Source organism: Aeromonas sp. RU39B (assembly GCF_900156095.1).
In the GTDB taxonomy this organism is placed as follows: domain Bacteria; phylum Pseudomonadota; class Gammaproteobacteria; order Enterobacterales; family Aeromonadaceae; genus Aeromonas.
Window position 1 is genome coordinate 438,696 of the sequence record NZ_FTMJ01000002.1, and the last position, 12,981, is coordinate 451,676.

The 12,981-nt window shown below is 58.1% G+C and carries 14 protein-coding genes; 4 read left to right on the top strand and 10 right to left on the bottom strand.

What is annotated here, in order from left to right:
* Positions 1–53: 53 nt before the first annotated feature.
* The 10 genes from uspE to ccoN all read right to left on the bottom strand — a co-directional run bounded on the left by uspE (position 54) and on the right by ccoN (position 8,988).
* Positions 54–995, bottom strand: coding sequence for a universal stress protein UspE (uspE, locus tag BW958_RS04735; RefSeq protein WP_076574575.1), 942 nt, complete (start codon positions 993–995; stop codon positions 54–56).
* A 119-nt stretch (positions 996–1,114) separates the two neighbouring features.
* On the bottom strand, positions 1,115–1,870 hold the full coding sequence (locus tag BW958_RS04740) for a fumarate/nitrate reduction transcriptional regulator Fnr (RefSeq protein WP_076574576.1): 756 nt from the start codon (positions 1,868–1,870) through the stop codon (positions 1,115–1,117).
* Positions 1,871–1,938: 68 nt separating this feature from the next.
* A complete protein-coding gene (locus tag BW958_RS04745; RefSeq protein ID WP_076574577.1) occupies positions 1,939–2,628 on the bottom strand; it encodes a sulfite exporter TauE/SafE family protein in 690 nt (229 codons plus the stop codon).
* Complete coding sequence (ccoS, locus tag BW958_RS04750) at positions 2,609–2,800, bottom strand: cbb3-type cytochrome oxidase assembly protein CcoS (protein WP_076574578.1); 192 nt, start codon at positions 2,798–2,800, stop codon at positions 2,609–2,611. Before ccoS ends, BW958_RS04745 begins: the two co-directional genes overlap by 20 nt.
* The gene (locus BW958_RS04755) at positions 2,797–5,166 is read right to left on the bottom strand and encodes a heavy metal translocating P-type ATPase (protein ID WP_076574579.1); all 2,370 of its coding nucleotides are present in this window, start codon (positions 5,164–5,166) and stop codon (positions 2,797–2,799) included. The genes ccoS and BW958_RS04755 overlap by 4 nt, the downstream gene beginning before the upstream one ends.
* A gap of 2 nt (positions 5,167–5,168) precedes the next feature.
* Positions 5,169–5,657 (bottom strand): FixH family protein, encoded by a 489-nt coding sequence (locus BW958_RS04760; protein ID WP_076574580.1) that lies wholly within the window; start codon positions 5,655–5,657, stop codon positions 5,169–5,171.
* A 121-nt stretch (positions 5,658–5,778) separates the two neighbouring features.
* Positions 5,779–6,747: a cytochrome-c oxidase, cbb3-type subunit III gene (gene ccoP / locus BW958_RS04765; protein WP_076574581.1), complete on the bottom strand. Its 969-nt coding sequence runs from the start codon at positions 6,745–6,747 to the stop codon at positions 5,779–5,781.
* Positions 6,747–6,923, bottom strand: coding sequence for a cbb3-type cytochrome oxidase subunit 3 (locus BW958_RS04770; RefSeq protein WP_076574582.1), 177 nt, complete (start codon positions 6,921–6,923; stop codon positions 6,747–6,749). The genes ccoP and BW958_RS04770 overlap by 1 nt, the downstream gene beginning before the upstream one ends.
* A gap of 12 nt (positions 6,924–6,935) precedes the next feature.
* The gene (gene ccoO / locus BW958_RS04775) at positions 6,936–7,547 is read right to left on the bottom strand and encodes a cytochrome-c oxidase, cbb3-type subunit II (RefSeq protein WP_076574583.1); all 612 of its coding nucleotides are present in this window, start codon (positions 7,545–7,547) and stop codon (positions 6,936–6,938) included.
* A gap of 16 nt (positions 7,548–7,563) precedes the next feature.
* Positions 7,564–8,988, bottom strand: coding sequence for a cytochrome-c oxidase, cbb3-type subunit I (gene ccoN / locus BW958_RS04780; RefSeq protein ID WP_076574584.1), 1,425 nt, complete (start codon positions 8,986–8,988; stop codon positions 7,564–7,566).
* Between the two features lie 245 nt (positions 8,989–9,233).
* Between ccoN and BW958_RS04785 the strand changes: the two genes are divergently transcribed.
* From BW958_RS04785 to prc, 4 genes are all read left to right on the top strand, one after another.
* A complete protein-coding gene (locus BW958_RS04785) occupies positions 9,234–9,695 on the top strand; it encodes a hypothetical protein (RefSeq protein WP_076574585.1) in 462 nt (153 codons plus the stop codon).
* Positions 9,696–9,809: 114 nt separating this feature from the next.
* On the top strand, positions 9,810–10,274 hold the full coding sequence (locus BW958_RS04790; RefSeq protein WP_076574586.1) for a GAF domain-containing protein: 465 nt from the start codon (positions 9,810–9,812) through the stop codon (positions 10,272–10,274).
* Between the two features lie 90 nt (positions 10,275–10,364).
* Positions 10,365–10,925, top strand: a complete 561-nt coding sequence (proQ, locus tag BW958_RS04795; RefSeq protein WP_076574587.1) for an RNA chaperone ProQ — start codon at positions 10,365–10,367, stop codon at positions 10,923–10,925.
* An 11-nt stretch (positions 10,926–10,936) separates the two neighbouring features.
* Entirely contained in the window at positions 10,937–12,946 is a 2,010-nt protein-coding gene (prc, locus tag BW958_RS04800; RefSeq protein WP_076574588.1) for a carboxy terminal-processing peptidase, read from the top strand.
* The last annotated feature ends 35 nt before the right edge of the window (positions 12,947–12,981 follow it).

The following is a 12,981-nucleotide window of genomic DNA, read 5'->3' on the forward strand; positions in this document are numbered from 1 at the left end:
GACCCGGGACAAAAACAGGCGGGTATTATAGCCGTGTCCCGGGTCAGGGCAAGTTACGCCTTGTGGCGGGTCTGCATGGGGCAGACATAGCCGTCGGGCTTCAAGATAAGCAGGTCACAATGGAGCTGGTCAATCACCTGCTCGGCGGTGTTACCGAGCAAGGCGGCAGACAGACCGGTGCGCCCGACACAGCCCATGATCATCAGGCTGGCATTGAGATTGCGGGCAATCTCGGGCAGTACCTCTTCAGGTAATCCCTCTTCCACCCGGGTCCAGGCCTCGCCAATCCCAAAGCGCCCTGCATGCTGTTTCATCAGCATTTGGTGATGCTCCAAAATTGCATCGTTATAGGCCTTGGGATCGAACTCCGGCAACTCGATAGCCACATTGACCGGTGTCGAGGGGTAGCTGTTGACCAGATAGAGATCGGCGCCGAGCAACTCGGCCACTTCGATGCCCTCAGCAGTGATGCGGTCATTGAGCTTTTGTTGCTCTTCGTCATCGCTGGTGCAGTTGATGGCCGCCACGATATGTCCACCACGGACCCACTCGCTCTCTTTGACCAGCAAAATGGGGCAGGGACATTTACGCAGCAGGTGCCAGTCGGTAGGGGTAAAGATGAAGGTTTGCAGGAAACTGTGATGATGGGTGCCCTTGACCACCAGATCATATTCATGGGCCAGCACTTCTTGCAAAATGCACTCGAACGGTCGGCTGTGCCAGACCACCTTCACATCGACAGGGCGGTGCTCGCGATAGGGCGCGACGATGGTGTCGAGCCACTCGCGACGCTGGCCGATCACGCCTTCCTGCATCTCCTTACGCTCGTCGGAGGAGAGCATGGAGGTCATTTCGTAAGAAAAATCGTAGATGGGCAACAGCAGTGTCAGTTTGGCATCCTGCTCGAGAGCTGCGACCTTGACCGCGCGCTCAAGCGCCACCTGACGCTCTTCTTCCGGATTAACAACCACCAGGATATTGCGGTACTTGTCCATGATTGCCTCCCAATGCAAACAGGACCGAAACAGGCCCGGTCAGACACAAGGTTATAACAATGGGAGGGGGCGTTGCGAGCGCCGGATCACCTTTTGGGGGGAGATCCGGCAGCAGGAGATCAGCAGGACTCGGTCTTGGCGTTACCGGCCATTTCAGACAGTGCCTGTTGGTCAAGGATGGAGATGTATTTGCCTTTCACACCAATCAGGCCGGTCTTTTGAAAGCGGCCAAGCAGTCGGCTGATGGTTTCTACGGTGAGGCCCAGATAGTTACCGATGTCGCCACGGGTCATGGAGAGGCGGAATTCACGGGGCGAGAAGCCTCGCTCGGAGAAACGCACCGAGAGGTTATAGAGGAACGCAGCCAGCCGCTCTTCGGCGTTTTTCTTCGACAGCAGCAGGATCATCTCCTGATCGCCCATGATCTCGTTACTCATCAGGCGCATCAGTTGCTGGCGCAGCTTGGGCATCTTGCCCGACAGCTCATCAAGGATATCGAACGGGATCTCACACACCATCGAGGTTTCCAGTGCCTGGGCAAACGAGGGGTGGCTCTGGCGGTGAATCGCATCGAAACCGACCAGATCGCCCGCCAGATGGAAGGCGGTAATCTGCTCGTCACCTTGCTCGGTGATGGTGTAGGACTTGATAGTCCCGGAACGAATGGCGTAGAGCGACTTGAGTTCGTCACCGGCCTTAAACAGCTCCTCACCCTTCTGGATGGGCTTTTTACGCTCGATAATGCTATCGAGCTGATCTAGCTCATTCTCATTGAGGGTAAAGGGGATACAGAGTTGGCTGATACTGCAGTCCTGGCAATGGATAGCGCAACCGCCACTCTGAACGCGTCTACCAACTTTCTTTTCCGGGATCATAGGCGCTTCGAGAGAAATTGATTTATGTCAAAGAGTTTATCATTAACTCCTGTTTGTTGGATAGAGTCTCAAAGTGCTCCCAGCGTTCGCCACAGAGTATGCAATGCCAGCAACATCAGCAGCAGAGCCGATCCGAGCCGTAAACTTTTTAGCGTCAGCCAGTAACGCAGGCGGTCTGCCAGTCCGCCGAGGGCAAACAGGGTTGGCAGCGTCCCGATACCAAAGCAGAGCATAATCAGCGCGCCGCCTGCGGCGCTCCCTGACGCAGCGCTCCAGGTGAGCATCGAGTAGACCAACCCGCAGGGAAGCCAGCCCCAGACCATGCCAAACGGCAGCGCCGCTAGGGGAGAGCGCAGGGGCAGACAGCGGCCCGCCAGCGGTTTGATATAGGGCCACAGCCGCGCACCGAGGCGCTCAATCACCAGCACACCGTGCCACCAACCCGCCAGGTAGAGGGCAATCGCCAGCATCATCAGACCCGCCAGCAGTTGCAGCCAGAGCATCGCGTGGCGGCTTGCGGACAGTGAGACCATGGAGGCGAGCACGCCACCGACCAAGGCGCCGGCCAGCATATAGCTCACGATCCGGCCGAGGTTGTAGCAAAGGAGATAGGCAAAGCGCTGGCCAAGCCTTTGCTGGTGCGGGGCGATGGCCATCGACAGGGCCGCCGACACGCCGCCGCACATGGCAAAGCAGTGGCTGCTGCCAGCGAGCCCCATCAAGAGTGCGCCAAACAGATCAAGGTTGACGGGGGTCATCCTGCGGCTCGCGTTTCACCGTGGTGGGGGGCATCTCTTCATCAAACAGGATGCTGGAGCCTTGCCGGTCCAGATCTTCAAACTGATCGGCGCGAATGGCCCAGAAGAAGACACCCACGGCGATCATCACAAATAAAATGGCGATCGGGATGAGCACAAACACAATGTTCATAATCTGCCCAGCCTCATGGAGTTGAACACCACCACCAGCGAGCTCAGTGACATGCCGGCTGCCGCCAGATAAGGGGGCAACCAGCCGCAGGCCGCCAGTGGTAACACCAACAGATTGTACCCCAGTGACCAGGCAAAATTCTGCCGGATCAGGTGACGGGTAAGGCGAGCGATGCGCCTGGCTTCGAGTAGGCGGTGCAGATCATCCCCAAGCAAAATGGCATCGGCACTGTTTTTGGCCAGATCGGTGCCGCCTGCCATGGCAAACGAGACATGGGCGCCAGCCAGCACCGGCGCATCGTTGACGCCATCGCCGAGCATCAGGGTGATCTCCCCGGCTTTTTGGCGAGCTTTCAGGTAGGCCAGCTTGTCATCCGGGCTGGCGCCTTGCACCAGCTCATCCACCCCCAGCTGCTTGGCAACCAGCGCCGCTTGCGCCGAGCTGTCTCCGGTGAGCAGGGTGACCGAGACGTGGGCGGCCTGCAGGGTGTGCACCAGTGAGGCCGCTTCTGCGCGCAAGCTATCTTCCAGCACAAAGCGGGCGATGGGCAGGCCATCTTCTGCAAGCCAAATGGTGAGTTCACTCGCCCCATCATCATGCACACCAAGCCAGCGCGCGCTGCCCAGTTGGTAGCGATGCCCGGCGAGCGTGGCCGTCACGCCGGCGCCCACCACCAGCTGGTAATCCTCTATGTCCGGGTAGGTGGGCAGGCCATGAAACGCGCGGGCAATTGGATGTTCGCTGCGCGCTTCCAAGGTCGCTGCCAGGGTGGTGAGCTCATCAAGGGGACGAGGCGTCAGCGCGCAGGTGCGCACCAATCGGATTGCACCTGTGGTCAGGGTGCCGGTTTTATCGAGCACGATGCGATCCACATCCGGCAACACATCGAGCACGTGACCGCGGCGCAGCAGCACGCCGCTTCGAGTCAATCGCGCCGTTGCAGAGGTGAGCGCAGTGGGGGTTGCCAGCGCCAAGGCGCAGGGGCAGGTGGCCACCAGCACCGACAAGGTGACCCAAAAGGCGCGCGCTGGGTCATGCAGATGCCAAAAGCCCCATACCAGCGCGGCAATTACCAGCAGCGCGGCGATAAAGTAGCGCGACAGGATATCGGCCAGCACGGCCAGCGTGGGTTTGTCGGCAAGGGCGCTGTCTTGCAACTGGACGATGCGGGCGATGCGCGATGAGTCAAGGGGCGCCGTGACATCAATGAGTAGCGGGCTGTCGGTGGTGATGGTGCCGGCATAGACCAGTTCGCCGCATTGGCGCAAAACCGGCAGATGCTCGCCGGTCAGCATGGCCTCGTTGAGGGTCGCTTGTCCTTCACAAATAACGCCGTCTGCGGGCAGGGTGGCGCCAGCGAGCACCCGGATACGATCGCCTGCCTGCAACTGCTTGGCCACCACCAGCTCCTCATCGCCAGCGGCATTGAGGCGGGTGGCCAGCAGTGGCACTTGGCGCGCCAGATTGGAGCCTGATTCCGAGGCTTTGCGCCGGGCACGCAGCTCTAACAGCCTGCCCAGCAGCAAGAAGAAGACAAACATGGTGATGGAGTCGTAATAGACCTCGCCGGTGTTAAACACCGTGGCCCAGGCCGACGCTAAAAAGGCCGAGATCAGTGCCAGTGACACCGACAAGTCCATCGACAGATGTCGCTGTTTAAGACCTCGCCAGGCATTAACGTAAAACGGCTGCGCCGAATAGATCATCACCGGGGTTGAGAGCAGCAGGCTTATCCACTTGAAGTAGATCAGAAACTCCTCTTCCACGCTCACCAGCAGATCCATATAGAGCGCAATGGCGCACATCATCACCTGCATGGAGGCCAGCCCCGCCAGCCCCATGCGATACAGGTACTGTTTGACCTCGCGGGCGTAGCGCGCTTCCTGCTCTTGAGCCTGGAACGGATAGGCGCGATAGCCAACCTCGGCAAACCCTTTGAGCAGCTCGCTCAATGCAATGCGTTCGGGATCCCAGCGAACTCTGGCTCGGTGGGTGGTGGTGTTGACGTTGATATAGCGCACGCCGGGTAGGGAGAAGAGGTGGCGCTCGATGAGCCAGGCGCAGGCCGCGCAGGTGATGCCTTCGACCGAGAGCTGGGTTTCGCGCTCGCGACCGCTGTCGGTCACAAAATCCTGCTGAACCTCGGTCAAATCGTAGTGAGCCATGGCGGCCAGCTCGACCGGGATCAGTTCACCACGAGCGCCGGGGGCGGTGCGGTGTTCGTAATAACTGGCAAGGCCACAGCCGAGAATCGTCTCGGCCACCGCCTTGCACCCCGGGCAGCAAAACCACTGCTCAATCCCCTTGATCTCGAGCCCGTAGTGATGGTCATTCACCGGCTCAGCGCAGTGAAAACAGCGCGCCATACTCAGCGCCCTGCCGGGTCAAGCACGGTTTCCTGCGCCAGTGGAAAGTGCACGGTTTCTTGCACTCGCCACTCGTGATTAAACGCATCGATACGCACCTGCCATTTACCGTTAAGCGGGGCATCCAAGGTGAGGCGATAGACACCGCGGGCATCGGCGGTAAGCAGATGATCGCTGTCCCGGCCGGGCAGGGTGGGGTGATACAGCGAGAGATGAATAGCCTGATTATCGGTGGTGTCGCCGCTGCGCTTTTGCACCAGCAGCGTGTTGCCGCTGCTTTGCAAGGCGAAGGTGAGGCCAAGTTTGGCGGCGCGGTGAAATTTGCTCAGATCCTGATTAATCTCTTTGCCCTGTTTGTAGTAATCCTCGGCCACCAGATTGACACCGCCACGGCTGGCGATGACGGCGGTATAGACGCTAGCCAGCACGGCGCACAGGGGAAGCGCTATCAGAAACCAGGGCCAGAATTGGCGATACCAGGGTTGCGACATGATACGACTACCGTGAAGCTGGGGTTAACGGGCTGTAACCGGACATTGACCAAGATAACAAAAAGCCCCGGTGAGTCCGAGGCTTTTTGCCGATAAGTCACGCTGCTGTCACGCTTTTTACCTAATGGGAGAGGCTGTAGACATAGGCGGCGAGCAGGTGAACCTTGTCCTCTCCAAGCACCTCTTGCCAAGCGGGCATGACACCGTTGCGACCGTGGGTGATGGTCTCTTCAACCGTTTGGCGTGAGCCGCCATATAGCCAGGTGGTGTTGGTCAAATTGGGGGCGCCAAACGCCTCGCCACCCTTACCTTCCGGTCCGTGGCAGGCGGCACACACGGCAAAGCGAGCCGCCCCCTTGCGCGCCAGCACCGGATCAACGGTGCGTCCCGAAAGGCTCAGCACATGGGCAGTGACTTCGCGTACACCGTCTTTGCCGAGGGTCTCACCCCAGGCCGGCATGGCAGCCTTGCGGCCGCCCATGATGGTAGTCTTGATCTGATCGGGCTTGCCACCCCATTGCCACTCTTCATCGGTCAGGTTGGGAAAGCCTTTGCCGCCGCGCGCATCCGAACCGTGGCACTGGGCGCAGTTTTGCAAGAACAGACGTTGCCCCACTTTCAGTGCCTCCGGATCCTTGGCGATCTGCTCGATGGCCTTGTAGCTCGTGCCATCAGATTGGTAGGTCAGCTCTTTAAAGCGCGCCCCAAACAGGGCATCGGCCTTGGCGTGCTCACGGTCATATTGCACCATCAGCCCTTGGCCCTTGGCCGCATCAATGGCGGCTTTGGACTCGGCCAATGAGCGCACGTCCTGATTCGAGCTTTGCCAGCCCAGCAGCCCCTTCCAGTTACCGAGCCCCGGGTAGGCGGCCAGATAGATGAGGCCAACCAGAATCATGATGAAGAAGAGATAGCTCCACCACTTGGGCAGTGGGTTGTTGATCTCTTCGATACCGTCGAAGGCGTGGCCCATGGGCTTGCCTTCCTCGACGCCCATCTTGTCCTTGATGCACCACCAGAGCAGGGCAAAGCAGCCCAGTATGGTTCCGAGGGTGATGACCGTGACGAAAATGCTAAACAGAGTGCTCATTATCGCTTCGCTCCTGCGTTCTTGTTGTCGGCACTGTGCTCCTCGTCAGCGAAGATAAGATTCGCTGCTTCATCGAAGCTGGCCTTGCGACGCTTGCTAAACGCCCACACCACGATGGCGATCATGATGATGAGCAGAAACAGGGTATAGAGTCCGCGAAAGGTACCGTAGTCCATGTTCTCTGCTCCTTACTTGAGCGCTGTGCCGATCGATTGCAGGTAGGCAACCAGTGCATCGAGCTCGGTTTTGCCTTTGACCGCGTCCCGCGCTCCGGCGATATCAGCATCGGTGTAAGGCACACCAAAGTGGTCGCGAAACAGGGCCAATTTCTTGCCGGTCATGCTGCCGTCGATATCGGTTTTGGCCAGCCAGGGGAAGGCGGGCATGTTGGACTCGGGCACCACCGAGCGCGGGTCGGTCAAGTGGGCGCGGTGCCAGTCGTCGGAGTAACGACCGCCCACACGGGCCAAGTCCGGACCGGTGCGCTTGGAGCCCCACAAGAAGGGGTGTTCCCAAATGCTCTCACCCGCCACCGAATAGTGGCCGTAGCGCTCGGTTTCGGCACGGAACGGGCGGATCATCTGGCTGTGACAGACGCTGCACCCTTCCCGAATGTAGATATCGCGCCCTTCCATCTGCAGCGCCGTGTAGGGTTTAAGACCATCGACAGGCTCGGTGGTCTGCTTTTGGAAAAACAGTGGGGTGATTTCGACCAGTCCGCCCAGGCTGATGGCAAACACGATGGCGATCGCCAGCAGCGGAACGTTCTTTTCGAAGATTTCATGACGGTTGTGGCTCATGGCTATCCCTCTTCAATCAGGCCGGCTGGGCAATGGGTTCAAGGGAGCCTTTTGGCGCCGTAATGGTGCGATAGGCGTTATAGGCCATCAGCAGCATACCGGTCACAAAGAAGCAGCCTCCCAGGAAGCGGACAAAGTAGAAGGGGTAAGAGGCCTGCAGCGCTTCGACGAAGCTGTAGGTCAGGGTGCCGTCATCGTTGACCGCGCGCCACATCAGCCCCTGCATGACACCCGAGATCCACATCGAGACGATGTAGAGCACGGTACCGACCGTGGCCAGCCAGAAGTGGGTGTTGATCAGGCTGACACTGTACATGCGTCCCTGCCCGAACAGGTTGGGGATGAGGTGGTACACAGAACCGATAGAGACCATGGCAACCCAGCCCAGTGCACCGGAGTGGACGTGACCCACAGTCCAGTCGGTGTAGTGGGAGAGGGCGTTGACGGTCTTGATTGACATCATCGGCCCTTCAAAGGTCGACATGCCGTAGAAGGAGAGCGAAACAATCAAAAAGCGCAGGATCGGGTCATAGCGCAGTTTGTGCCAGGCCCCCGAGAGGGTCATGATGCCGTTGATCATGCCGCCCCAGGAGGGCACAAACAGGATCAGTGACATCACCATACCGAGCGATTGGGCCCAGTCAGGCAGCGCGGTGTAGTGCAAGTGGTGCGGACCGGCCCAGATATAGAGGGAGATCAGCGCCCAGAAGTGCACGATGGAAAGGCGGTAGGAGTAGACCGGTCGTCCGGCTTGCTTGGGCACGAAATAGTACATCATTCCCAGAAAGCCCGCCGTGAGCAAAAAGCCCACCGCATTGTGGCCATACCACCACTGCACCATGGCATCCATGGCACCTGAGTAGAGGGAGTAGGATTTGAACAGGGTCAGCGGGACGGACAGGCTGTTGATAATATGCAGCACGGCCACCGTGATGATAAAGGCGCCAAAAAACCAGTTCGCCACATAGATATGGGAGGTGGTGCGTTTCATCAGGGTGCCAAAGAATACGATGGCGTACGCCACCCAGACAATCGCGATGGCGATATCAATCGGCCACTCCAGCTCGGCGTACTCTTTACCTCCAGTCATGCCGAGGGGCAGGGTGATGGCGGCAGAGACAATAATGGCCTGCCAACCCCAGAAGACAAAGGTGGCCAACCCGCCGGCAAACAGCCGGGTTTGGCAGGTGCGCTGAACCACATAAAATGAGGTGGCCATCAGGGCGCTGACACCAAAGGCAAAGATCACCGCATTGGTGTGCAGGGGGCGCAGACGGCTGTATGTCAGCCAGGGCGTGTCGAAGTTGAGCGCAGGCCAGATCAACTGGGCCGCGATCAGTACACCTACCGACATGCCGACAATTCCCCAGACGATAGTCATCACGGTGAACTGACGCACAACGGTGTAGTTGTACTCAGGGTGGGGTGTAGAGTGGCTCATTGTTCTATTCGCTTCCGATGCTGTTGTTGTCGATGTGGGCCTTGCGGCCATGCACAGCCTGTTACTAACAGCCCCATTCGAGCGTTTTGTTTTGGCGAGTTGTTAACGGTTCGCTGCGCAAAAGCAACTCAAATGAAAACTCATCTGGATGATAATTAAGCCCCTCGTAAAATAACAGTACAAACAGTGATATCTTTGAGCCCTGCCACATGCTGGTGGCCGGTTGCTGTCGATTCGGGAGTGTTATGCAAGGAAAGTTGACCAATGTCAGAGTGTTCCAGCTGTTGCTGGTGCTGTTTATCCTGCTGGGACTGGTGCTGTGGCGCACCTTGAGTGCTGGCTCTAGTGTGCCTGCCCAGACCAATCGGATATTGGCCGGCGGTGAGTGCGATCTTTCCAGCGCGGATTGTCGGTTGCCGCCACCTGATGAACTGCTGGTGAGCAGTTCTTTGCGTCCCATTGTGCCTGAAACCCCCTTTACGCTGACCCTTCGTGGCCACCCCTCCATGGCTCCCAAACACGCGTGGCTGGAGGGGCGTTCGATGTTTATGGGGCGCATCCCGCTCTCGTTTTCCAGACAGGGGGACGCGTGGGTGGCCAGCGCCATGGTGGGGGCCTGCAGCGAGCCGGCTATGATCTGGCAATTAACCATTGTGTTGGAAGACGGCCAGCAGCTGACTGCTCCTTTTCGCGTCAATCGCCAGTGATCTCAGTGACAATCCAACGTAAATACGAGAAAAATCGTTGGCATTTTCCCGTTCGACAGTTAACGTTCTGGGGTTTGTGCCAACCGATGCGATTGATTCGCCAAAAAATTCAACATGAGTGATAAAAACGCCTTCTACCAACGTCTGCAGCAGCAGGCTCACGCCCTGATTGACGGCGAGCCTGATCTGATTGCCAACATGGCCAATCTCAGTGCTCTGCTCAACCTCGAACTGAACGACATCAACTGGGTCGGTTTCTATCTCCTGCAAGGGCAGACACTGGTGCTCGGCCCGTTTCAGGGCAAGCCTGCCTGTATCCGTATTCCGGTAGGTCGTGGCGTGTGTGGCACTGCGGTGGCACAAGATGCGACCCAATTGGTGCGCGATGTTCATCAATTTGCCGGTCACATTGCTTGCGATGCGGCCAGCAACTCGGAGATTGTGATTCCGGTTCACCGTGCAGGTGAGGTCATAGCCGTTCTGGACATCGACAGCCCAGTGTTTGCCCGTTTTGATGAGGCAGATCAGGCTGGTCTGGAGCAGTTGGTGAAGGTGTTGGAAGCAACTCTGTCGGCGTGAGAGTTCGCAAACGGTCCCAACCCCTTTATAATGGGGCACTTGTCGTCTGTGAGGCAGTTGCCCCGGTCATTTTTTAATCCAAGGTTATTCATGGAAAACACTGAAAAGCTGAAAAACAGTAAAGAGGTCGTCGCTTACCTGATCGAGAAGTTCCCGGCCTGTTTCGTCGCCGAAGGCGAGGCCAAACCGCTCAAGATCGGTATCTTCCAGGATCTGGCAGAACGTCTGGCTGACGACCCCAAGGTGTCTAAGACCCTGCTGCGTTCAGCACTGCGCCAATACACCTCCAGCTGGCGCTATCTGCATGGCCTCAAGGCTGGCATGGCTCGCGTTGATCTCGATGGCACCCCGGGCGAACCGCTGACCGAAGAGCACGTGGCTCACGCCAAGCAGACTCTTAAGGAGAGCAAGGATCGGGTGTTTGCCAGCCGCCGTGTCAACAACACCAAGAGCGACAAACCCAAGAAACCGCGTCGTCCCGAGCCGCGCAAGGTGGCTGCCGCTGATCTGAAGGTAGAGCAGGGCGTGAAGGTGGTGCTGGGTAAGGCACCGGTTCCGGCGACCATCAAGGAGATCACCAAGGACGACGTGCAGGTACAGCTGCAGACCGGCATGATGCTGCGCGTCAAATTCGAACACCTCGTCCTCTAAGGAGGCTCTTTTTGAAGCCAGGTGTACTTCGTTATTCTCTCCTGACCCTGAGCCTGGCGTTTGCCGGGCTTAGCTGGGCTGTCGAGCCGGTTCTTAAGGAGAGTGAACTGCCCGTGCTGAGTCAGGAGAGTCAGCATGCGACCGCGAGTAAACGGATCACCAATCTGTTCACCCGCTCTCATTACAAGCAGTTCTCCCTCGATGCCGCCTTCTCTTCCCAAATTTTCGACCGTTACCTGGAAGGGCTCGACTTTAGCCGCAATCTGTTCCTGGCCTCGGATATCGAGCGTTTCGAGAAGTATCGCAGCGGATTTGACAAGGACTTGGAACGCGGTCGTCTCGATCCGGCCTATGACATGTTCAACTTGAGTCAGCAGCGCCGCTATGAACGCTACGCGTATGCCCTCACGTTGCTCGATACCCCCTTCGATTTCACCCAGAAAGATGCCTACGTATTTGACCGCGCCAAAGCCCCTTGGCCCAAAGATGAAGCCGAGCTTAACGAGCTGTGGCGGCAACGGGTCAAGTATGATGCGTTGAGCCTCAAGCTCTCCGGCAAACAGTGGCCGGAAATCAAGGAGTTGCTGGCCAAGCGCTACAACAACGCGATCAAGCGCATGGCGCAAACCGAGAGCGAGGACGTGTTCCAGCTCTTTATGAACTCGTTTGCCCGTGCCATTGAGCCGCACACCAGCTACCTCTCGCCGCGCAATGCTGATCGTTTCAACTCCGAGATGAACCTCTCCCTCGAAGGGATTGGCGCCGTGTTGCAGGCAGAAGATGACTTCACCGTTATCCGCTCTCTGGTGCCCGGCGGTCCGGCTGCGCGTTCCAATCAACTCAAGCCTGATGACAAGATCACCGGGGTCGGCCAGGATGATGGCAAGATTGTTGATGTGATTGGCTGGCGTCTTGATGATGTGGTCGATCTTATCAAGGGGCCCAAGGGGAGCAAGGTGCGCCTCGAGGTTCGCCGTGGCAAGGGTGCCGGTACCAAGACCGAGGTGATTGAACTTACCCGCGACAAGGTGCGTCTGGAAGACAGGGCGGCCAAGTCCAAGGTGATCACAGCCCTTGGCAAGAAGGTCGGCGTACTTGAGATCCCCAGCTTCTACGTCAATCTGCATGATGACGTCATCAAAGAGCTGGCGACCCTCAACAAGAACAAGATCGATGCCTTGGTGGTGGATCTGCGTGGTAATGGCGGGGGAGCTCTGACCGAAGCGTCGGCGCTGACTGGCCTGTTTATCAGCTCGGGTCCGGTGGTGCAGATCCGCGATCACATGGGACGCATCACGGTTAACAGCGACGATGATGGCCAGGTGTATTACGGTGGCCCCATGAGCGTGCTGATCGACCGCTACAGTGCGTCGGCCTCCGAGATCTTTGCTGCAGCCATGCAGGACTATGGTCGCGCGCTGATCATCGGTGAGAACTCGTTTGGTAAGGGCACCGTGCAGCAGCACCGTAGTCTTGCCAAGGTATACGACTTCTACGATGAGCCGCTTGGTCACGTTCAGTACACCATTGCCAAGTTCTATCGCATCGATGGTGGCAGTACCCAGAACAAGGGTGTTGTTCCGGATATCGCCTTCCCGACGGCTGTGCCGCACGAGGAAACCGGTGAGAGCCAGGAGCCCAACGCCCTGCCGTGGGACAAGATCCCCTCGGCCAGCTATCAAAAGCTGGGGGATTTCTCTGCCATCGTGCCCAAGCTGGAGTCGGACTACGAGAGCCGCACGGCCAAGGATCCGGAGTTTGCCTATCTCGAGCAGGATATCGCGCTCTACAAGAAGGAGAAGGACAACAAGTCGCTCTCACTTAATGAAGCCGAGCGCCGTGCCGAGCAGGACAAGCAGGATGCACTGGCGTTGCAGCGCACCAACGAGCGTCTCAAGCGGATGGGCAAGCCGCAGGTTAAATCCCTCGATGCCCTGCCGGCTGACTATGAAGCGCCCGATGAGTTTCTCAAAGAGGCGGGTAATATTACCGCCGAGATGGCCGGACTGGTCAAAAAGTGAAAACGTCCATGACAATAAAACGGCCAGCATTTGCT

What these genes read in the sequence shown, in the direction of transcription:
- BW958_RS04740 (WP_076574576.1), bottom strand. Translation starts at nt 1,870, where the DNA reads ATGATCCCGGAAAAGAAAGTTGGTAGACGCGTTCAGAGTGGCGGTTGC.
- BW958_RS04755 (WP_076574579.1), bottom strand. Translation starts at nt 5,166, where the DNA reads ATGGCGCGCTGTTTTCACTGCGCTGAGCCGGTGAATGACCATCACTAC.
- BW958_RS04790 (WP_076574586.1), top strand. Translation starts at nt 9,810, where the DNA reads ATGAGTGATAAAAACGCCTTCTACCAACGTCTGCAGCAGCAGGCTCAC.
- ccoN (WP_076574584.1), bottom strand. Translation starts at nt 8,988, where the DNA reads ATGAGCCACTCTACACCCCACCCTGAGTACAACTACACCGTTGTGCGT.
- uspE (WP_076574575.1), bottom strand. Translation starts at nt 995, where the DNA reads ATGGACAAGTACCGCAATATCCTGGTGGTTGTTAATCCGGAAGAAGAG.
- ccoO (WP_076574583.1), bottom strand. Translation starts at nt 7,547, where the DNA reads ATGAGCCACAACCGTCATGAAATCTTCGAAAAGAACGTTCCGCTGCTG.
- BW958_RS04760 (WP_076574580.1), bottom strand. Translation starts at nt 5,657, where the DNA reads ATGTCGCAACCCTGGTATCGCCAATTCTGGCCCTGGTTTCTGATAGCG.
- BW958_RS04770 (WP_076574582.1), bottom strand. Translation starts at nt 6,923, where the DNA reads ATGGACTACGGTACCTTTCGCGGACTCTATACCCTGTTTCTGCTCATC.
- ccoP (WP_076574581.1), bottom strand. Translation starts at nt 6,747, where the DNA reads ATGAGCACTCTGTTTAGCATTTTCGTCACGGTCATCACCCTCGGAACC.
- ccoS (WP_076574578.1), bottom strand. Translation starts at nt 2,800, where the DNA reads ATGAACATTGTGTTTGTGCTCATCCCGATCGCCATTTTATTTGTGATG.
- proQ (WP_076574587.1), top strand. Translation starts at nt 10,365, where the DNA reads ATGGAAAACACTGAAAAGCTGAAAAACAGTAAAGAGGTCGTCGCTTAC.
- BW958_RS04745 (WP_076574577.1), bottom strand. Translation starts at nt 2,628, where the DNA reads ATGACCCCCGTCAACCTTGATCTGTTTGGCGCACTCTTGATGGGGCTC.
- BW958_RS04785 (WP_076574585.1), top strand. Translation starts at nt 9,234, where the DNA reads ATGCAAGGAAAGTTGACCAATGTCAGAGTGTTCCAGCTGTTGCTGGTG.